We start from the raw sequence: 20,683 nt of genomic DNA on the forward strand, positions 1-20,683 counted from the left end.
CCGGGTAAATTATGCAGTAAATTCCCTTTATCCGGTATACTTGAAACCAGGCATTTCCTATGCAGTCCAACAGACGAACATTTATAAAAAGCTTGTCGGCCGCTTCGGCAGTAATCGCTACGGAGGCTGTGGCCAAACCGTTTGGTGCCCCGGCCTACATCCCGAATCTGATGAAAATCAGCCCGAACGACAAGATCCGCTTTGCCACCATTGGCATGGGAATTCAGGGCAATTACGACACGCAGGCTGCTTTACGCAACCCGGATGTCGAACTCGTGGCGGTTGCCGATTTATACGATGGTCGGCTGCAGCACGCCAAAACGGCCTACGGAAAGGACAAGGAACTGTTTGCCACCCGCGACCACCGCGAAATACTGGCCCGATCGGATATTGACGCCGTGCTTGTCGTGACGCCGGACCACTGGCACGATCACATCACCATTGCAGCGCTCAAAGCCGGTAAGCACGTCTACTGTGAGAAGCCGATGGTGCAGCACCTTAATGAAGGCAAAGCCGTAATTGATGCCTGGAAAAAGTCTGGTAAGACGATGCAGGTAGGTAGTCAGCGAATCAGCAGCGCGTCTTTCAAAGAGGCCAAGCGGCTGGTGGAAGCGGGCGAAATCGGGCAGATCAACTACATCGAATCCAACAACGACCGATTTAATGCCATTGGTGCCTGGCAGTACTCGATTCCACCCGATGCGTCGACGCAAACGCTGGACTGGGACCGGTTTCTGGGCGATGCACCCAAACGGCCTTTCGACGAAAAACGGTTCTTCCGCTGGAGAAACTACAAAGATTACGGTACGGGTGTCGCAGGCGATTTATTTATCCACCTGATAACAGGCGTTCACTTCGTAACCAACACGATGGGACCAACGCGCATCTATTCGTCGGGCAATCTGGCCTACTGGAAAGATGGCCGCGACGTTCCCGATATCATGGCGTGCATTATGGACTACCCTAAAACGGACCAGCACGAAGCGTTTCAGATGGTGCTGCGGGTCAACTTTGCCAATGCCGGAAAGATCAACGATGTAACCCGCATCATCGGCAATGAAGGACAGATCGAATTTTCGGAGAACAACCTGATTATGACCAAAAAGAAACTGCCAACGGCTCCCGGCTACGGCGGTTACGACAGTTTCTTTACGTTTACGGAACCCGTTCAGCAGGAGTTCGTGAAGCGGTACGACGCCATTTACCCGCCCGATACACGCAAGGCGGACCCGGTGAAAGAGATTCGGTTCGAAGCGCCTAAAAACGACGATGCCCACGCCAAACACTTCGGCGACTTTTTCGAGAACGTTCGTAAAGGCAGTCAGGGCACGGTCGAAGATCCCGTATTTGGTTTCCGCGCTGCCGCTCCGGTACTGGCCTGTAACGAAAGTTTCTTTGAGCAAAAAGTAGTGCATTGGGATCCTGTTACTATGACGCAGAAAAACCCCACAAGCAGCGCACCGACTCCCAAAAAGAAGACAATAGCGTCGGGCAGGACATCGGCTAAGAAAGCGTAAGTCGTCTTGATAAATTGCTGTAAGAGAGTATATTAAAACGGTAAAGGGTGGCCTTACAGGCCACCCTTTACCGTTTTTTCTACCGGGCTTGTCGGGTGGTCCGTAGTTGCTGCATAGCCTGTCGCAACAGTTGCCGGGCTGTTTCGACGGGCAGGTTGAGCGTTCGGGCGGCTTCTTCGGGTGTGCAATTTTTGAAGAGAACCGAATGCAGTAGTTGGGTAAGTTTCGGATTCGTGGAGTCTGTTGGTAAGGCGACGGATGCTTTAGGCAAGCTTGTCGGAAGCGGGACAACTTGGCCGGTCGGTGTCAGCTGAACGACCCGCGTTGGCGCCTGTTTTTGCTCGCTAAGCGCATCCAGTGCTGTACACCGTGCTATGGCCAGCAACCAGGTGAAAAAGGGTTGTTTTTCGGAGCGGTAGGTATTTATTTCTAAACGGACTCTAGTAAACGTTGTTGCCAGTAGTTCGATGGCCAACTCCTTATCTGACACAATCCGGGTAATGACGCCAAGTAAAATAGCGGCATATCGATCATACAGGTCAGAGAAATCGAGCGGGGTGTCATCATACCTGCCTGCTAATTGGGGCTCCTTAAGTAGTGGTATTTCGCGAGCCATAGGCAGGTATAAATAGTGAGCGTTTGGTGATAGGGGTACTTGACGGGCAACCCGTCAAGTACCGTACCCTCAGTGATATAAGGCTAATCGTTAACAGTATGTCAATTATTTAGTTTTATAAATTTTTTATTCGGTAGATAGTGTCCTGAATAGGGAAGGTATCGAAAGGAATGGCCGTTGTGTTGGTTCTTGTTACCTTTGGGTATCGATTTAACTAAGTTTATGAAATACAAGAAGCACGTTTTCATCTGCAACAATCAAAAAGCCGCCCCCAAGAAGTCATGCGGTGAAGCACACGGCAATGAACTGGTCGACGCCTTCAAAGCGGCTCTCGCGGAGCGTGGTCTGTTAAAAGAAATGCGCGCCCAGCGCACAGGTTGTCTGGATGCCTGCGCGTTCGGCCCAACGCTGGTTGTTTATCCTGAAGGCACGTATTACGGTAACGTTCAACTTTCTGACGTTGCTGAAATTGTTGATAGCCATTTGGTCAACGATCAACCCGTAGAGCGGCTCAAGCTGGATTTTTAGTAACTACACAACTGGCGCAGGCAACAACCTGCGCCAGCCTGTTTCTTATGTACAAGCACCTTTTTTTTGACCTGGATCATACACTTTGGGACTTCGATCGTAATTCGGCCGAGTGCATCGTTGAACTATATGACACGTTTCAACTTGCCAACCTGGGCATTGAATCCGCAGCCGAGTTTAGTCGACATTTTATTGCGATAAACCGGCAGTTGTGGTCCGACTTCGACAAGAATCTCATTGAGCACACCTACATTCGCAAACACCGGTTCCCGTTGGTATTTCGGGCGATGGGCGTCGATGAGTCGGCTGTTCATGCCGATTTAAATGTAGAGTACCTGAAGTTGTTGCCTCGCAAACCGCATTTGCTGGAGTCGGCGAAAGAGTTACTGGATTACCTCAATGGACGGTATACGATGCACATCATTACCAATGGATTTGCCGAAATCCAGGCGGTAAAGATGGATAGTGCCGAGATCGCGCATTATTTCACGCATGTGATCACGAGTGAGAACGCGAATGCAAAAAAGCCGAATCCGCTGGTGTTTCAATACGCTATGGAAATTAGCGGTACCAACGCATCTGAGAGCCTGATGATTGGAGATAACTACGAAGCTGATATTTTAGGGGCAAAAGGCGTTGGTTTAGACACTGTTTTTTACAACCCCCAAGGGCAGCAGGTCAACGATCCGCCTACTTACGATATTCGTCACTGGAAAGAACTAATGGCCATCTTATAAGTAAACGTCATGCAACTCACAAACTCAACCGCCATCGTAACCGGAGGAGCTTCGGGGCTGGGCGAGGCCACCGCCCGATTGCTGGCTGCCAATGGCGCCAATGTGGTTATTCTGGATTTGAACGAGGCTCGCGGGCAGGCGCTGGCGGAGGAATTGGGCAAAGCCACCCGGTTCCATAAAACTAATGTGACCGACGAAACGGATGTGCAATCTGCCATTAATCTGGCCATCGAAACCTTTGGTGGGCTGCATATCAATGTCAACTGCGCCGGTGTGGCCGAAGCTCGTAAAACGGTAGGTAAAGTTGACGGTGTGTACGGTGCTCATTCGCTGTCTGCCTTCCAGAAAGTCATTTCCATCAACCTGATCGGTACGTTCAACGTAATTCGGCTGGCGGCTTTAGCTATGGAGACGACCGAACCCAACGCAGAAGGCGAGCGGGGCGTCATTATCAATACGGCGTCTGTAGCGGCCTACGACGGTCAAATCGGGCAGGCGGCTTATTCTGCTTCAAAAGGAGGGATTGTTGGCATGACCCTGCCCATTGCCCGCGACCTGTCGCGCTCCGGCATCCGGGTCATGACCATTGCACCGGGGTTATTCGAGACGCCGTTGCTGGCCAGCTTACCCGAAGAAGCCCGGCTGTCGCTGGGTCATCAGGTGCCGTTTCCGTCACGGCTCGGTCGGCCGGGCGAGTACGCAATGCTGGCGAAAAGTATTATTGAAAACCCCATGCTCAACGGTGAAGTAATCCGGTTGGATGGGGCTATTCGAATGGGGCCTAGGTAGTTATTGGTTAGTAGTTATTGCTGTAATGGTTAACCAATAACCAAATAACCACTCACTGCGCTTCGGGGTTTGTTCCGGCGGCATACCAGAGAGCGGCTACCGCTTTCTGCTGTTTCATTCGTAACTCTTCAAGCTTGATTTCCAGGTCGATCAGCTTCGATTCCCGGCTATTGACCAGAAACAATGAACTCTCACCAATCTCGAATTTCTGTTGTTCTGCACTGAGTAAAATCCGCTGGTTCCTGACGGTCTGCTGCTGTACATCGATCTGGCGCTCCAGTGCCTTGAGTTCATTCCAGGCTGCCTGAACATCATTGCTAATGGCTCGGCCTGTTTGTTGCCGTTCCAGGGTAACCTGCTGGTTTTTGATCTGAATTTGCCGAAGCTTGCCCCGCTCTTTTCGTAGAAAAAGAGGAAAGGTCAAGTCCACGCCAATCTTATGGTTATCAGCCCGAAAGGCGTAATAGCTCGCCCAGTCGTAACCTACACCGGCTGCGGGCGTCCGGCTCAGCAAATTAGCGTTTAACACCAGCTGTGGTTGCAGTAACGACCGCTGAAACCGCTCGTCCAGCGCCAACTGCTGCCCTTTTACCGTTAATTTCAGTAACTCCGGGTGCTGGTCGGCGGCTTTGCCCAGCAACGCCTGTAATGTGGCTTCATCGAGCCGGTCGTTGGGTATCGGCTGGGGAGCCACGTTGGGCAGTAGATCAACCGGCTGGGGCGTGCCGCCATCAGCACTGTTCCATAAAAAGACGCTCAGCCGCAATCGGGCATTTTGAAGATTGACTTCCGCCTGCTGGAACTGCACCAGCCGGTCCTGAGCCGTAATAAGTGCTTCGGTGGTGTCAATAGCAGCTGCATCGCCCAGCAACGACCGCTGTTGTATAGCCCTAAAGCGGGTATCGGCTACCTGATACCCGTTCTGGATCAGCCGGTATTGCTGATACGCCATGTACCATTCCCAATAGGTCTTTGCCGCATCGAACAGGGTTTTGTTAATGAGTTTAAGACGTTCGGCGTCGGCCAGATTAACGGCCAGTCTGGCCTGCCGCAGGGCAGTGCGTCGGGCGTCGATGATCAGTCCCTGACCAATGGGAACGCGTACCCCTACGGCCGCCAGTCCCGATGACGGTACCCGCTCTTCGGGGTTAATGTACTGCCCCATATTTCGATCGTAGGTCAGCTTGAGGTCTATACCAGCGGGTAGTACCGGCACCGTCAGTCCCGACTGCCATTTATCGTAATATAAATCCTGACCAAACTCTTTTCGGTCATAGACTGAAAAGAGTTTGGGGTCAAATGCTCCTCGGGCCTGCATGATTTCCTGCTGGGCTTCGCTGTTCAGCAAGGCTGCCTGTCGAACAATTGGGTGATGGCTAAAAACGACCCGGTAAAAATCGGCAGCTGTAAACAAGGTTGTGTCAGAGGAGGATGTGCCCGCTGGCTGTGCTTTAGCGATCGAAATCAACTGACTACTGATCAACAGACTTAAACCGAATATAATCGTCTTCATTTTTTGCTCTCTTCTTTGGGCTCCTCTTTCAAACTGGGCGGGAAACCGTTCAACTGCCGCCATAATTCATACCAGATCGGTACGTCGTCGAGCATTACCCAGCCATAAACGCCCGAGCCCACCCGGAGTTGTTGTGGCCAGGGCTGGTCTCCTTTCTCGACTTTGGGTTTCACTAAAAGCCGATACTTGCCATTTACACTATTGACCGCATCAATAACGGCTACTTCACCCCCAAACGTACCAACAGCTACTGAAGGCCAGCCCGAAAACTGAATGGCAGGCCAGCCATCGAACTGGAGCCGTACCGTGCGGCCCCGCTGAATCAGCGGTACATCCATTGGTCGAACATACAACTCAATGGCTACCAGTGGTTTGGCGGGTTGTAACGTGGCGATCGACTCACCTTCCTTGATCATCTCTCCGATACCCGCTTTGAGGGAACGTACCACAAAACCATCCTGCGGGGCACGAACGACATAGAGACCGCGCCGAACGTCGACACTGCTGATCTTATTCTGTAGCTTGGATATCTCACCTTCCGCTTCGGCCTGGTAGGAGACCGCTGAACTGCGATCCGACATTGTTTTGGCTATTTTCTCCTGATAATCGGCCTGGATCGTATTCAGATCGAGCCGGGAGTTAATGAGTTCCTGCCGGGACACATTCAGTTTATTTTCCTGGGCAATCACTTTGGCATAATCTTCCTGCACCTTTAGCCGCCGGGTTTCCAGATCGGTCAGTGAAAAGAGACCATTTTTGTACCCTTTCTCGAAGCGATCGAGCCGGTCGAGGGCAATCTGGTAATTCTTCTGAACGGCAATCAGGTCGGTACTGTCGCTAATGACTTTAAATTGACTCTGCCGCACTTTGTTGCGGGCCGAAGCCAGTTTCACCTGTAAACCCGTTTGCAGAGCCGCCAGTTGCCCATCCAGAGCCGAGATTTTAGCGCCTGTCGCCGTCAGGCTGCCTTGCTTGGCGTCCAGCTGTTCATCCAGTCGCTGGGGCAGATTGGGGTCAAAGTACTCGTCTTTTATTTCGGAAATAACCAGCAACGTATCCCCTTTCCGGACGGCCTGCCCTTCCTGAATCTTCCAGCGCTCAATTCGGCCGGCGATGGCATTTTGCACCGTTTGAGGCCGGTCCTGCGGGGTGAGTGCGGTTACACTGCCCTCTCCGTTAATGTTCTGTTGCCAGGGTAAAAACAGCACCGCCAGACTGACGAACAAAATGATGATCATCCAGCGACCGAGCCGTCGACCGGCATCGGGCTGGGGCAGGGTATGCAGGGTTTTGAGCGGGTAGTGATTAAACAGCTGTTCGTCAACCCGCTGATTGGATATGTTAAGCATGGGTTTCTGTATCTGTTTCTAAAGGTAAATCGGTAACGGTTGCAATTTTCTCAACGGCGGTCAGCATATCGAATACGGTATCAATGCCCGAAATTAATTTCTCGACAGAGCTGGTAATCAGGACGATGACGAGTTCTGCGGCTACAAACTGACCCAGCGACATTTCGCGGCTCACCACCAGGGTTGTCCCCAGAATAAGCAGTCCCCCTGTCACGACGGTCTTGAAGGCGACGGCACTGTAGAAAAATCGTTTCAGCACCTTGAAATGCGCCGACCGATAAGCTACGTAATTGGCTACCAGGTCGTCCATACGGTCAATCGGTTCCATCGTATCTTCCTGATGGCGTATCAGGGGCAGGTCACGGGCCAGGTCTTCGAGCCAGGCCACCACCTTATATTTATACTTCGATTCGTTGAGGCTGGTGCGTAAGCCGGGCGGTCCATAAATCCAGCTGATGCTGACAATGGTCACCAGCGTAAACAAACCGAAAGCGAGAAAGACGGGGTGGTAAAACGAGAGCAGGATAATGCCAAACAGAATCTGTACCGCAGCGGCCGTCAGGTCGATGAGCAATTTAGGAAGGCCTTTCTGGATGGTGAGTACATCGAAGAAGCGGTTCATCAGTTCAGGAGCGTAATAAGCCGACAGAGCTTTAGGGTCGATGCGGGGCAGTCGGTAAGTAAATTCAAAGGCGGCTTTGGCAAAAATGCGTTGTTGCAGCACTTCGACCAGCGTCATTTGACCAACCAGCAATAGGCCCGTAATCAGAACCCCCACGACTACCAGGCCGATTAGCACGTATACCGAACTAAAGACAAGTCCACCGGAAACCAGGTTGAAAACTGCCTGAATACCAAGTGGCAAAGACAAACTGATCACACCGGTTACAAGGGCATACAGATAAATGTAGCCAATATCTTTTTTCTCCGTGCCCAATAGTCTAAATAGCCGTTGTAGGGGTGAAGGCTGGGCCTGAGAATAAGTGCTTAAAGCCATATTAAAATTGTTTAATCTCTTGATAGTAATACTATCAGTCTTGCAAACATAACTTTTATGTGTGAAAGTTCGTTTCTTTGCCTACCGTTTTTTATGTCGACGGTGCTTACGTTCGATAAATGGAATACACTGTACTGGTGCGGATGAACGAGAAGTTATTTCTACGTGATCCGGAAAGCTCAGAGTTGGGTCGCCGAATTGTTCGGCAAGGTATCCTTTTGATGGCAGATATTGGCTTTGAAGAAATGACATTTCGCAAGCTGGCTGATCGCATTAGCACAAAAGAAGCCAGTATCTATCGTTATTTTGAAAACAAGCATCGGTTGCTGGTCTACGTTGTTGCCTGGTATTGGCAATGGCTGGAATACCAGCTTGTTTTTCAGACCAATAATATATCCGATCCCAGGGAAAAGCTGGAGCGTGTTCTGAAGTTGCTGTTACTCAAAGATGTCAGTTCATTTGGTTCACAAACCATTACTGACGAGCTGGACATCGTTGCGCTGCACGGTATCGTTATTCGTGAAGCCAGCAAAGCATACCTGACACGACATATTACGGAAGACAATCGCCAGCAGCTCTTTAAACCGTACAAAGACCTGTGCAGCCGCATTGCCGGTATTATTCTGGAGTATCGTCCTGATTATCCGTTTGCCCGTTCGCGTGCCAGTTCAATCATTGAAACAGCACATTATCAGGCATTTTTTATGCAGAATTTGCCATCGTTAACTGATTTTGGCTCGCAGCCCAATGAAACGCCCACGTCTGAAAGTAATGAGCGTCTACTGCGATTTCTGCACCACCTGCTCTTTTCCTCGCTGGAGACGGATCGGTTCTAATCCATTCAGATTCCATCCCATCGGTACAGATACGTATAGGGTAAGGCTATAAAAAAATCACCGGCTTTCGAAACTCGAAGTGCCGGTGAAGAATACTACCAACCTAATTTCTAAAAATTGATTAGAAGGAGCAATATAAGAATGAATAAATAGAATCTATAAATATTTATAAAATACCGCAACTTAGTTAAAATTATTTCACTACTCATAAAGCGTACACTTATACGCTCATGATACCCTGCCCGGGGTTGTCAAGTCTGGATAAATCCAATGATTACCCCTTGCCGGTAAAACTGCTCCCGTTGATCGATATCCCGACCCCTGGGTGTTCAATTCGGTTTCCATATGAAGTGTAATTTATTTACTAAACTATAATTCAGCGAATATTATGTTTAATTATATTTATTATAAAAAATTTTATTCTATATGTGTGCTATTTGGTAAAATATAATAATTTATAATTGTCTTTTAATGTATACTGTGGTTTCCCTTCTACAAACTCCCTATCACTAATTGCATGAAAGAACGATTATTTGCACTTCTCTTCTTACTCCCTTTCCTTTCTTTTGCCCAGCAACGCGTAGTGCGTGGTAAGGTAAGCGATGCGAATGGGAAAGAATCCCTACCGGGCACAACCGTGACGGTGAAAGGTGGTACTGCGGGTACAGTAACCGACGCGCAGGGAACGTATCAGCTAACGATTCCTGATAAATCAGCGACGCTGGTGTTTTCTTCGGTCGGGTTTCAGCTTCAGGAGGTTGCTGTTGGTAATCAGCAGGTTATCGATGTGGCACTCATTGCCGATACCAAGCAGCTCAGCGAGGTGGTTGTTACGGCAGCGGGTATCAAACGGGATAAAAACGCCCTTGGTTATTCGGTATCAACGCTGGATGCCAACAAACTGGCCCAGCGATCGGAGCCGGACCCGCTCCGGGCACTTACTGGTAAAGTGGCAGGTGTTAACGTACAGGGGTCGGGTGGTGCCGCCGGTGGTGCTACAAATATCACTATTCGGGGAAACTCCTCGCTGGGTAATAACAACCAGCCGTTGTTCGTAGTCGATGGGGTTCCCTTCGATAATTCCAGTTTTGGTGGTACAGATGGTACGGTGGGTGGGTCTACCGTTACCAACCGGGCCTTTGACCTGGATCCGAACAATATCCTGACTATGACGGTGTTGAAAGGAGCGGCTGCGGCTGCTCTTTACGGTTCCAGAGCCGCTAACGGAGCTATTATCGTAACGACAAAAGCCGGTAAAAGCACCAGCCGCAAAGGGCTTGAAATTACGTACAGCACAGGTTACTCGACAGAAACGGTAGCCGGTTTGCCGGATTATCAAACCAAGTACGGACAGGGCACGAACTTCGACTACCGGAGTGGCGTATTCGGCTCGTGGGGGCCTCCTTACGCGGGCTACACCAGCCTGATTCCCACCCGGGCGACCATTCCGCACCCGCTCACGACGAATAATCGCTACCCATCAACGGTATTTCCGCAGTTTTATCAGGCCGATGGCACAACGCCCATTCAGGTGCCTTATCAGTCGTATTCGCAGGGTAACGCCAAAAACTTCTTTCGGACCGGTAACGTCTTCGAAAACGCCCTCTCGGTATCGACGGGTGGTTCAAAGGGAAATTTTACGGTGGGCCTTTCCCGAACGGGCAATCAGGGGGTAGTACCTGAGAACCAGATCACCCGTACCGGCGTAAATATTGGTGGTAACGCGCAACTGGACAACAAATTCTACGTAAGCGGTGCCCTGAACTACGTCAATACCGAACAGGTATCTCCGCAGGTGACGGCGGCCAATGGCAGCGGTAGTTCCATCATGGATATTTTGATGTTCGTGCCGACCAGCTTCGATCTGACGGGTTACCCAAACACCAACCCGTTGAATGGGAATAATGTGTACGACCGCGTTGGGACCGATAACCCCTACTGGTCGGTGAAGAACAGCCCGACTACCAGTAAGGTTGACCGGTATTACGGAAACGTCGTAATCGGTGTTGATCCGTTGCCGTGGCTCAATGTACAGAACACCGTTGGGTTCAACGCGTACACCGACCGGCGGGTGGTTGTCAATGGAAAAGGCGGGGACTACTTCCCCAACGGCAACATCACGAACGACAATATCTATCGGCAGGAACTGGACAACACCCTGCTCGTAACGGCTACGAAACCCCTTTCGGAAAACATTGGTCTGAAGGTTATTCTGGGCAACAACGTTAACCAGCGCGTTACCGAGCGGCAGGTTGTGTTTGGCGACGGGATTATTTTCCGGGGCATCAACTCGCTCAACAACACCAGCGTAACCATTCCCCGCGTGCTGCCTAACAACCGGAATAACTTCAAGCAGCGGTACTTTGCATTCTTCACGGATATATCGCTGGACTACAAAAACTTCGCGTTTTTGAATCTGGTGGCCCGTAACGATGTGTCGTCTACGTTGCCCGCCAGCAACCGAAGTTATTTATACGGAGGGGCCAGTGCTTCCCTGATTTTTACTGAAGCGTTGAAGATTCCCAAAAACGTGCTTTCGTTTGGTAAACTTCGGGCGGGTTACACACGGGTAGGTAACGAAGCCACACCTTACCAGACGCAAACGGTGTACATCGCCAACCCCGTTCTGGGCGTGGGGTCGGGCACGGGGTCTATTTCATCGCCGTTCAGCGGCCAAAGCACATTGTCTGAATCAGATTTACTGGCTAACTCCGAGCTGAAGCCCGAGTTCATTACCGAGCTTGAGGTGGGTACGGAGTTACAGTTTTTCAACAACCGGATTGGCCTGGATATTACGTACTACAACAAGATCAGTACGTCGCAGATTTTTACGGTCAATGCTACACCCTCCTCGGGTTATACGCAGCGGGTAATCAACCTGGGGCGCTCATCTAACGAAGGTATCGAAATTGGTCTGACGGCCACACCCGTAAAACTCAAGAACGGGTTTAGCTGGGATATTTCGTCGGCCTTTACCATGAACCGCAACATTGTACTGGACATAGGCGCCCTGAAAGAACTTCCGTACGGCGGTTTCTCGGACCTGGGTAGTGTACACATTGCCGGTCAGCCCTATGGGCAGATTCGCGGTTCGACCTATGCGCGTGACGAAGTAGGGAATATTCTGGTCAACCCCAACACGGGGAAGCCTATTCTGAGTGGTAAAACAGCGGCTATCGGTAACCCGAACCCGGACTTTATTCTGGGTGTAACCAACACCTTTAGCTACAAAGGGCTTACCCTGAGCGCGTTGTTCGACTGGAAGAAAGGGGGCGACATGTACTCCTTCACGGCTTACGAACTGCTGAGCCGGGGTGCTACCCGAGACACCGAAGAGCGGGAGGCCATTCTGGTTGGCCCCGGCGTACTGGGCGATGTAAACACCCTGAAACCCCTGCTGGATGGTGAAGGCAAAAAGATACCGAACAACATTGGTATTGCCGTTGCCGATTACTACTTCACCGGCGGCTTTGGTCCGGGTGGTGCGGGCGAAACCAATATCTTCGACGCTACCGTTTTCCGGCTTCGCGAGGTGTCGCTGGGGTATCAGTTTCCGAAGAAATGGCTGGCAAAAACACCTTTTGGCGGGGCGTTTCTATCCGTTAGCGGGCGCAACCTGTGGTATCTGGCTCCCAACTTTCCCAAGTACCTGAATTTCGACCCCGAAGTTAGCTCACTGGGTGCCGGTAATTCGCAGGGTTTCGATTTCATCGGTATACCCACCACCCGCCGTCTGGGTGTCAATCTGCGCTTCAGCTTCTGATTTTATTCATCAATCCCATTCGAATACAAACTATGCGATTTATAGTTTTCATACGACGTCTTTCTTTGGTGGGCCTGTTGTTTATCAGCTGGTCGTGCAACAAATTCGTTGACATCAATGCCGATCCCAACAACCCGGTCACCCCGGTTCTGGAGCTACTCCTGCCCGCTACTCAGGTATCGATGGCGGGTAGTTTGCGGGATGTAAACCAGGGCACATCCATTGTGATGCAGCACTTATATTCGAGTACCACCAGCCGGAATTTTCAGGATGGTACCGATTACCAGCAATCGTGGAATGCGCTATATACTCAAGCCCTGAATGATCTTGAAATTATCATTCGGGAGGGGACCCGCCTGCAACGCTGGGATTATGTAGCCATTGCCAAACTGCAAAAGGCGTATATCTACAGTCTGATGGTGGATATGTGGGGTGATATCCCCTACACGGATGCCGCGAAAGGGAACACCATTTCCGACCCGGCTTTTGAGAGTGGTGCCACTATTTACGACAAACTTTTCGTCCTGATCGACGAAGGTCTGGCCGATGCCGCCAAAGGGAACTTCGCCATCCAGCCAACCACCGCCGACATTATCTACAGAGGTGATAAAGCGGCCTGGATACGCATGGGTAACTCATTGAAGCTAAAGCTGTTCAATCAGATTCGGCTCGTGCAACCCGATAAGGCGAAGGCGGGAATAGCGGCTTTACTAAGCAGCAACGCGCCCCTCATTACGACCAATGCGCAGGATTTCGCCTTTCGATTCGGAACGACGGAAACCCCGGCCAACCGCCATCCCTGGCACCGGGCCGAATACCAGGCAGGCAAGAGCTACTACATGAGCCAGGGATTCATTGAGCGGCTGTTCAGCACCGACGATCCCCGGCTTCGGTACTACTTCTACCGGCAGACCTCCAACTATACGGTAGGCTTTACCCCAACGGGCAACGGGTATTTTGGCCGCTATACCGGCGATGCCACGGCGTCGCCCAACGACAATGCGCTGAAAGCAACCGTGGGTGTGTATCCGGCGGGTGGTCTGTACGATAACGCTCCGATCAATAATATTCCGGCCACGAGTGTGTTCGTCAGTAATTCGGGCGCAACGTCGGCACCAAAGGTTGTCACGAACCTGGATGGTTCGGGCGCGGGTGTTTTTCCGTTCATTACCAATGCCATGGTGAAGTTCATCCTGGCCGAAGCAGCCCTGACGATGGGCACGACCGGTGATCCGAAACAGTTGTTTCAGGATGGCATTACGGCTCATCTCAACAGCGTCAATACGATTTCGACCACATCGGGGAATTCGGCACCTGTTTTGCCTGCGGCTACCCTTACGGCTTTTGTGGCCAATCGGACGGCTCAATACGATGCCGCCGATGCGGCCGGAAAGCTGAGCGCGGTCATGACGCAGAAATACATTGCCCTCTACGGAAATGGCATGGAAGCGTATAATGATTATCGGCGGACTGGATTACCGGTATTACCGGCTCCCATTGCGCCACTGAACGTGTTCCCGCTCCGGCTGACCTATTCCATCACAGAGCTGTCGACGAACGCAACTATTTCTGATAAAGCCGATCAGCTTCAAACCGCTCAGCAAACAACCCCTGTTTTCTGGGACAAGTAAACCGACGCAACCATGAAAAAGATCATATTCTATTTTTCGCTCCTTCTGCTGGTCGCCCTGGATTCCTGTAAGACAGAAGAGTATGTTTGGGAAAACTGGGCGTATACCGCCGTTCCGCTGGTAGCCGTCAATACCGGCAAGTCGGCCCTGCCCACTATTGCTACATCCAACACGTCCTTTTTTGACCTGGGCGCGGCCGATCCTGGGAGCCAGGTGTTTGAGTACACGCTGACCTGGGAAGGTTTTGGAAAAGCGGAGGTGAAGTCAATTGACGTGTACCTGGGCTTTGTGAAAGCACCCGCTACCGGTAACCCGGCCTACCCAATCGTGGTGTCGCAGCCGGGTGGACTTTATCCCAGCGTTACGCAGTTTCCATTACCGAGCCGCGTAGGAACGAACGATAAATTGTACGAAACGGTAACGCAGTTCCCTAAAACGTTCACCGTAACGGCGGCCCAAATGGCGGCCTTCACTAAAACGACCCTGACGACTGTTGCCCAGAATGATTACTTCATTTTCAAGTTCATTCTGAATCTGGCCGATGGGCGTCAGATTGCCGGCTATCAGGAAAATGTGTGCGACGAAGCCCGTGGCGAAGTCGGCGATTGTCGCGTTGGCGTTCGCTTCCGCAGGAAGTAGTGGAGTGGGTGGAGTGGTAAAGTGAGTGGAGTAGCCAAGTACTGGTCTACTATTCCACTCACTTTCACCTACTCCACTACTCCACCAATTAACTACTCTACTAATAACTAATACCCTAACCTAATGCGTTTTTTATCCAGCACACTCTTTCTTGCCCTGTTGCTAAGTCTGACGACAGCGAGGGCACAAACGATTCCGTCGCCAAAAGAGCATTTTGGCTTCAACATCGGCGATAATTATCAGCTCGCTACCTACACGCAAACTGAGGCTTATTTCAAAAAGGTAGCCGCTGCATCGGACCGCGCCAAGCTCGTCGATATTGGGATGACCGAAGAAGGTCGCCACCAGTATATGCTGATCGTGTCGTCGCCGGAGAACCTCAAGAAGTTGAACCGCTATCAGGAAATCTCCCGGAAGCTGGCGCGGGCCGAGAACCTCACCGACCAGCAGGCCCATGCGCTGGCCGATGAAGGCAAGGCGATTGTCTGGATCGATGGCGGTATCCACGCCACCGAAACGGTGGGCACACACCAGCTCATCGAAACGATCTGGCAGCTGGTAAGCCGGAAAGACCCCGAAACAATGCGTATTCTGGATAAGGACGTTATTCTGCTCACCCACGCCAATCCCGATGGGCAGGAGCTGGTAACGAACTGGTACATGCGCGAAGCCACCCCCGAAAAGCGTTCGCTGGATAACGTTCCCCGTTTGTATCAGAAATACATCGGGCACGACAACAACCGCGATTTCTTCATGCTAAACATGAAGGAAACCCAGAATATTGCCCGCCAGCTGTTCGTCGACTGGATTCCGCAGATCATGTACAACCACCACCAGCGCGGCCCGGCGGGTTCGGTACTGGCGGGTCCACCGTACCGCGATCCGTTCAACTACGTGTTCGATCCCATGATGGTAACGGGTATCGACGCGCTGGGTGCCGCCATGATCAACCGGCTGAACTCGGAAAACAAACCGGGCTTCACCCGCCTGGGCGGCTCCGTTTTCTCGACCTGGTATAACGGCGGGCTGCGTACCACCACGCACTTCCATAACATGATCGGCCTGCTCACCGAAATCATCGGCGGCCCAACGCCGGAAGACGTACCCCTGGTGCCCAAACGCCTAATCCCAAACGGAAACACGCCCTTCCCGGTCACTCCGCAAAAGTGGTACTTCAAGCAGTCAATCGACTATTCAATATCGTTGAACTATTCCGTACTCGACTATGCTGCCCGTCAGTCAGATCAGTTGTTGTACAATATCTACCGCATGGGTAAAAACTCCATCGAGCGGGGCAGCAGCGATTACTGGGCGCTCTCGCCGAAGCGGATCGACGCCATTGAAGAGGCTTACAATAAAGATCCCAAAAAGGTGGTTCCACCGTCCAGCGCGGCTCTGGCGCAGTACGGTATGATTCCGAGAGGAGGGGGGATGCCCATGAAGTATTATGATACCATCATGAAAGCGCCCGTTCTACGCGATCCTCGTGGGTATATCATTCCTAAGAATCAGCCGGATTTCGCTACGGCGGTTAAGTTCATCAACGCCCTGGTCCGCACCGGTATTCAGATTCAGGAGGCAACGGCCGATTTTACCGTAGCGGGCAAAAAGTACCCGGCGGGTTCCTACGTCGTGAAAACCGATCAGGCGTTTCGGCCGCACCTGCTGGATATGTTTGAGCCACAGGATCACCCCAACGATTTTCAGTATCCGGGTGGCCCGCCGGTTCGTCCCTACGATGCGGCTGGCTGGACATTGGCTTACCTGATGAATGTTAAATTCGACCGCATTCTGGATGGGTTCGATGGGCCTTTCAAGAAGTTGCCGTATGGCGAACTACAGTCGCCGGAAGGGGCTATTGCGGGGGCATCGGGTGCCGGTTATGTATTGAGTGCCAAATCGAACAACTCCTTCATTGCGGTCAATGACCTGCTGGCTTCGGGCGTTGAGGTGTATCGGCTTCCGAACGGCGTTGGCGAGAAATCCACCGCTGAGGCTGGTGCCTTTTACGTCCCCGCATCGGCAAAGGCCAAATCACTGCTCGACAAATCGGCGAAAGATCTTGGCATCCTGGTAACGGGTCTGGCAAAGCGCCCGGCCGGGTCGATGACCAAAGTGACCCCTATGCGTATTGCCCTTTGGGATACTTACGGTGGCTCGATGCCGTCGGGCTGGGTTCGCTGGATGATGGAGCAGTACCATTTCCCGATGAAAGTGGTCTATCCGAATGACATCGACGCCGGTGATTTAAAGAAGAAATACGATGTGATCGTTTTCGTTACCCGCGCCATTCCGCCCGTTGGCGGTAAGGAAGAAGATATTTTCAGCCTGATGGGTTCCGAAGCGAAAGTGGAAAATACCCCTGCCGAATTCCGTCCGTGGTTGGGTAAGATCACGGCGACCAAGTCGGTGCCTCAGTTGAAAGCCTTCCTGGAAGCGGGCGGAACAGTGGTAACGATTGGCAGCAGCACTAATCTGGCGTATCACCTGGGCTTACCGGTAAAAAACGCCCTGACGGAAATGACGGCGAATGGTACCGAGCGGCCTCTGCCCGGAGAGAAATACTACATTCCCGGTAGTGTGTTGCGCGTGAATCTGGATTCGACTCAGCATGCTACCTGGGGCATGTCGAACCAGAGCGATGTGTATTTCGATGCCAGCCCGGTATTTAAAATTGCGCCCGATGCCATTGCCAAAGGGCTGGTGAAACCACTGGCCTGGTTCGACAGCAGCAAGCCGCTCCGTAGTGGCTGGGCGTGGGGACAGTCGTATTTACAGGGTGGCGTAGCGGCTTTCGAAGCACCCGTTGGTGCCGGTAAGCTGTACGCCTTTGGGCCTGAGATCACCTTCCGGGCGCAATCGCACGGCACGTTCAAACTCCTGTTCAATCAGCTGTATAGCACCGGGTCCGGCAACCCGTCGAGCGTGGCTCCGGTAGCTGGACAGGAATAAGGAATTCAGTACATTTACAGCCCGAATGGCTCTGTGTGGTATCGCGTTTACGCGCCCGCATAGAGCCATTCGGGCTTAACAACCTCTGCTACTTTATGGAAATCGGTAATTTGTTTGCCTCCATTCCCAGTTCATTACCCGAGGAAATGTTCGATGAAATCCTGACGGGCAATGGATTTAAGCTGGAACGTATTGTCTCGAAAGGGCATGCCTCCCCCGAAGGGTTCTGGTACGATCAGGAACAGCATGAATGGGTGCTGCTGGTGAAGGGAGCGGCCATGCTTCAGATCGACGGCATCGACCAACCCGTTGAACTGCTGCCGGGGATGCACATCAACATACCCGCTCACCTGAAGCACCGGGTAGCCTGGACGAAAGAAGACGAAGAGACGATCTGGCTGGCTGTTTTTTACTGAAAATGGTGTAATTAAGACATTCGGGTACTTCCTGAGCAGACTAATTGTAAACCCATGCTAACACAAACATCCAAAAAAGTACTTATTTCGGGCGCTAGCATTGCGGGCCCCACACTGGCCTACTGGCTGGCCCACTACGGCTTCAGCGTGACCATCGTGGAGCGGGCTCCGGCCTTGCGGCTGGGTGGTCAGAACATCGACGTCAACGGCCCGGCCCAACTGGTAGCCCGTAAAATGGGCATCGAAGATGCCATCCGGGCCGCCAACACGGGAGAACTGGGCCTCCAGTTCATTGGGCAAAAGGGGCAGGTGGCGGCTGCATTCCCCAAAGAAAACTCCTTCAGTGGTACTCAGGAACTGGAGATCATTCGGGGCGATTTGGTGAGCATCCTCTACGAGCGCACCAAACAGCATGTAACCTACTGGTTTGGGGATTCGATCACATCCCTGGAGCAGCAGCCCGACCTGGTAAACGTTACCTTCGCCAGTGGAAAAACAGACGCCTTTCAATTGGTGATTGCCGCCGACGGGGTCCGCTCGCGAACCCGCCAACTGGTGTTTGGCGAGGAGCCTCGCTTCGAGTACTTGGGTCTTTATACGGCTTACCTGACCATACCCCGCCTGCAAACTGATAACGACTGGTGGCGTTGGTACACCGCCGTTGACCGCCGAATTGTGATGCTACGACCCGATAAACAGGGCATGATGCGGGCGTCGGTGGCGTTTATAGCCGATGAGCAGGCGTATGAAAAGCTTTCCGGGACTGAACAGAAACGGGTGCTCAAAGAGAAGCTGGCGGGGGCGGGTTGGGAAACCGAGCGGATCGTCAAGGCCCTGGATGAAGTGTCTGAGGTGTATTTTGACAAGGTGGGGCAGGTCAAAGCCCCCCGCTGGTTTGACGGAAGGGTCGGGATGATTGGTGATGCGGCCTATTGTCCCACCCCGTTGACGGGCAAAGGCACGACCCTGGCAATGGTGGGGGCTTACCTGCTGGCGGGTGAGCTGGCCAGTCACCCGGATCATCAGGCGGCTTTCGTAGCTTATGAGCAGCGCATGCGACCCTACGTGGAGGAGGTGCAGAAATTGCCGCCTGGCGTCCCCTGGCTTGTGTATCCTAAGACCGCGCTGGGCGTGTCCGTACTGAATACGTTAGCTGGTACCTTTGCCAGTCAGCCGATTCAGAGATTGGTGCGCCTGTTTAGTCCCGATAAATCTTCCCACGCGGATCAGGAAGACGGTATTGTTCTGCCCGATTATCGGTAATCGTTCGGGTGGGGCTCGGCGTCTAAGTAAGATAGTGCAGATAGTAAGGCTCGATTTGGCAGATCGAGCCTTTTTGATGAGTTGCCTGTTTAGTCTGGCGCATCGTCCGGGATCAGCGGGTATAGTTACTGTTAGATAACTCATCCAACAGCAGATGGGGCAGATCGTCGCTGCCATCGTCATACAACGTCAATAAGGGTACGGCCGGTGTATAGGCCTGCAAACGGCTGGTACTGATGCTATGCCCTGCGGATAAACTGGCCAGTTCGGTGCGTCGGGGTATCGTTATCAATAAATCGACCTGGTGGTCAACCAGGTACGCATCGATTCCTTCTTTGGCACTGTCGGCCGATAAGCGAGCGATGGTTGGTCTGATAGGATCCAAAAAATGCCGGATATGCGCTTCCTGCTCAGGTGGGATAACATCTTTATCGGGTGTATCGATTGTCAGCAACTCAAGCGATGCATTTTTTAAGGTCATCAGTTCCTTGAGCGGCTCCAGCAAGCTGGCATTTTTCAGATTAGCAAAATCAATCGCCAACACGAACCGACATGCCGAAGTTTCGGTCAGGTCGTCGGCAGGAACGATTAATATATTGGCTTTAAGCCGGTGAACCAGCGCAATGGCATTGTTGCCAAATAGCTCATTGATGCCATTCGTCTGAGGGCCAATAACGACATAGTCATAATCCTCAGTGGCAACGGCCCGTTCGACAGCATCGAGTGGATGCCCTGACTGAGCCGATGCGCGGAAGGTGTGCCGGTCGGTGGTTGCCTGCTGATGTAATTGGTCTACGATAACCTGCAGCTGGTCGGTGGTGGCCTGCTCAGCGGATTTGTTGTTGTGTTTAAGTCCGTAAAAGCCATCGTCTTCAGGCGGAAAGACGCTTAGCAGGTGAAAGTCAACCACGGTATCCTTAAAAAAAGAACGGGCAAACGTAAACGCCTGACGTGAGGCTTCGGAAAAGTCGGTAAGGATAAGAATCTTTATCATGGTAGTTGAGTAGTTTGTGTAATAGATTGATTACCGGGCCAGATAGCCTCCATCCACCGGCTATCAACTGATCGGCCACTTGCTCGCCCAGGGGCCGGTCCACATCCGAAACCATCACGTTGGCCCCTGCTGCCCATACAGCA

16 protein-coding genes are annotated in these 20,683 nt (G+C 52.1%); 11 read left to right on the forward strand and 5 right to left on the reverse strand.

Features of this window, described 5'->3' with window-relative positions; translation table 11 throughout:
* The first annotated feature begins 59 nt into the window (after positions 1-59).
* Positions 60-1,517 carry a Gfo/Idh/MocA family protein gene (locus CRO74_RS19550; protein ID WP_097128074.1) on the forward strand — a complete coding sequence of 486 codons (1,458 nt, stop codon included), beginning with the start codon at positions 60-62 and terminating at the stop codon, positions 1,515-1,517.
* Between the two features lie 79 nt (positions 1,518-1,596).
* On the opposite strand, the gene CRO74_RS19555 is transcribed toward CRO74_RS19550, so the two are convergent.
* The gene (locus CRO74_RS19555; RefSeq protein WP_097128076.1) at positions 1,597-2,133 is read right to left on the reverse strand and encodes an RNA polymerase sigma factor; all 537 of its coding nucleotides are present in this window, start codon (positions 2,131-2,133) and stop codon (positions 1,597-1,599) included.
* Positions 2,134-2,355: 222 nt separating this feature from the next.
* Between CRO74_RS19555 and CRO74_RS19560 the strand changes: the two genes are divergently transcribed.
* The 3 genes from CRO74_RS19560 to CRO74_RS19570 are packed head-to-tail and all read left to right on the forward strand — an operon-like array spanning position 2,356 to position 4,187.
* Positions 2,356-2,661 carry a (2Fe-2S) ferredoxin domain-containing protein gene (locus CRO74_RS19560; protein WP_097128077.1) on the forward strand — a complete coding sequence of 102 codons (306 nt, stop codon included), beginning with the start codon at positions 2,356-2,358 and terminating at the stop codon, positions 2,659-2,661.
* A gap of 47 nt (positions 2,662-2,708) precedes the next feature.
* Positions 2,709-3,398, forward strand: coding sequence for a YjjG family noncanonical pyrimidine nucleotidase (locus CRO74_RS19565; RefSeq protein WP_097128079.1), 690 nt, complete (start codon positions 2,709-2,711; stop codon positions 3,396-3,398).
* Between the two features lie 9 nt (positions 3,399-3,407).
* A complete protein-coding gene (locus CRO74_RS19570) occupies positions 3,408-4,187 on the forward strand; it encodes a 3-hydroxyacyl-CoA dehydrogenase (RefSeq protein ID WP_097128080.1) in 780 nt (259 codons plus the stop codon).
* 52 nt (positions 4,188-4,239) lie between these two features.
* Here CRO74_RS19570 and CRO74_RS19575 read toward each other — a convergent pair whose 3' ends face one another.
* Genes CRO74_RS19575 through CRO74_RS19585 form a run of 3 tightly spaced genes read right to left on the reverse strand, consistent with a single transcriptional unit; the run spans position 4,240 to position 8,046 of the window.
* On the reverse strand, positions 4,240-5,700 hold the full coding sequence (locus CRO74_RS19575; RefSeq protein WP_097128082.1) for a TolC family protein: 1,461 nt from the start codon (positions 5,698-5,700) through the stop codon (positions 4,240-4,242).
* A complete protein-coding gene (locus CRO74_RS19580; protein WP_097128084.1) occupies positions 5,697-7,049 on the reverse strand; it encodes an HlyD family secretion protein in 1,353 nt (450 codons plus the stop codon). Before CRO74_RS19580 ends, CRO74_RS19575 begins: the two co-directional genes overlap by 4 nt.
* Complete coding sequence (locus CRO74_RS19585; RefSeq protein WP_097128085.1) at positions 7,042-8,046, reverse strand: ABC transporter transmembrane domain-containing protein; 1,005 nt, start codon at positions 8,044-8,046, stop codon at positions 7,042-7,044. The genes CRO74_RS19580 and CRO74_RS19585 overlap by 8 nt, the downstream gene beginning before the upstream one ends.
* 119 nt (positions 8,047-8,165) lie before the next feature.
* On the opposite strand from CRO74_RS19585, the gene CRO74_RS19590 reads away from it, so the two are divergent.
* The 7 genes from CRO74_RS19590 to CRO74_RS19620 all read left to right on the forward strand — a co-directional run bounded on the left by CRO74_RS19590 (position 8,166) and on the right by CRO74_RS19620 (position 19,546).
* On the forward strand, positions 8,166-8,882 hold the full coding sequence (locus tag CRO74_RS19590) for a TetR/AcrR family transcriptional regulator (RefSeq protein ID WP_097128087.1): 717 nt from the start codon (positions 8,166-8,168) through the stop codon (positions 8,880-8,882).
* Positions 8,883-9,399: 517 nt separating this feature from the next.
* On the forward strand, positions 9,400-12,645 hold the full coding sequence (locus tag CRO74_RS19595) for a SusC/RagA family TonB-linked outer membrane protein (protein WP_097128088.1): 3,246 nt from the start codon (positions 9,400-9,402) through the stop codon (positions 12,643-12,645).
* Between the two features lie 32 nt (positions 12,646-12,677).
* The gene (locus CRO74_RS19600) at positions 12,678-14,276 is read left to right on the forward strand and encodes a SusD/RagB family nutrient-binding outer membrane lipoprotein (RefSeq protein WP_097128090.1); all 1,599 of its coding nucleotides are present in this window, start codon (positions 12,678-12,680) and stop codon (positions 14,274-14,276) included.
* A gap of 12 nt (positions 14,277-14,288) precedes the next feature.
* Positions 14,289-14,915, forward strand: a complete 627-nt coding sequence (locus CRO74_RS19605) for a hypothetical protein (protein WP_097128091.1) — start codon at positions 14,289-14,291, stop codon at positions 14,913-14,915.
* Between the two features lie 123 nt (positions 14,916-15,038).
* Positions 15,039-17,867 (forward strand): M14 family metallopeptidase, encoded by a 2,829-nt coding sequence (locus CRO74_RS19610; protein ID WP_097128093.1) that lies wholly within the window; start codon positions 15,039-15,041, stop codon positions 17,865-17,867.
* Between the two features lie 95 nt (positions 17,868-17,962).
* Positions 17,963-18,283 carry a cupin domain-containing protein gene (locus CRO74_RS19615; protein WP_097128095.1) on the forward strand — a complete coding sequence of 107 codons (321 nt, stop codon included), beginning with the start codon at positions 17,963-17,965 and terminating at the stop codon, positions 18,281-18,283.
* A 54-nt stretch (positions 18,284-18,337) separates the two neighbouring features.
* The gene (locus CRO74_RS19620; protein WP_097128097.1) at positions 18,338-19,546 is read left to right on the forward strand and encodes an FAD-dependent monooxygenase; all 1,209 of its coding nucleotides are present in this window, start codon (positions 18,338-18,340) and stop codon (positions 19,544-19,546) included.
* A gap of 112 nt (positions 19,547-19,658) precedes the next feature.
* Here the strand turns inward: CRO74_RS19620 and CRO74_RS19625 are convergent, their stop codons facing one another.
* Positions 19,659-20,540 (reverse strand): universal stress protein, encoded by an 882-nt coding sequence (locus CRO74_RS19625; RefSeq protein ID WP_097128099.1) that lies wholly within the window; start codon positions 20,538-20,540, stop codon positions 19,659-19,661.
* Positions 20,541-20,683 lie beyond the last annotated feature (143 nt).

Origin of the sequence: Spirosoma fluviale (assembly GCF_900230225.1) — a bacterium.
GTDB lineage: Bacteria > Bacteroidota > Bacteroidia > Cytophagales > Spirosomataceae > Spirosoma > Spirosoma fluviale.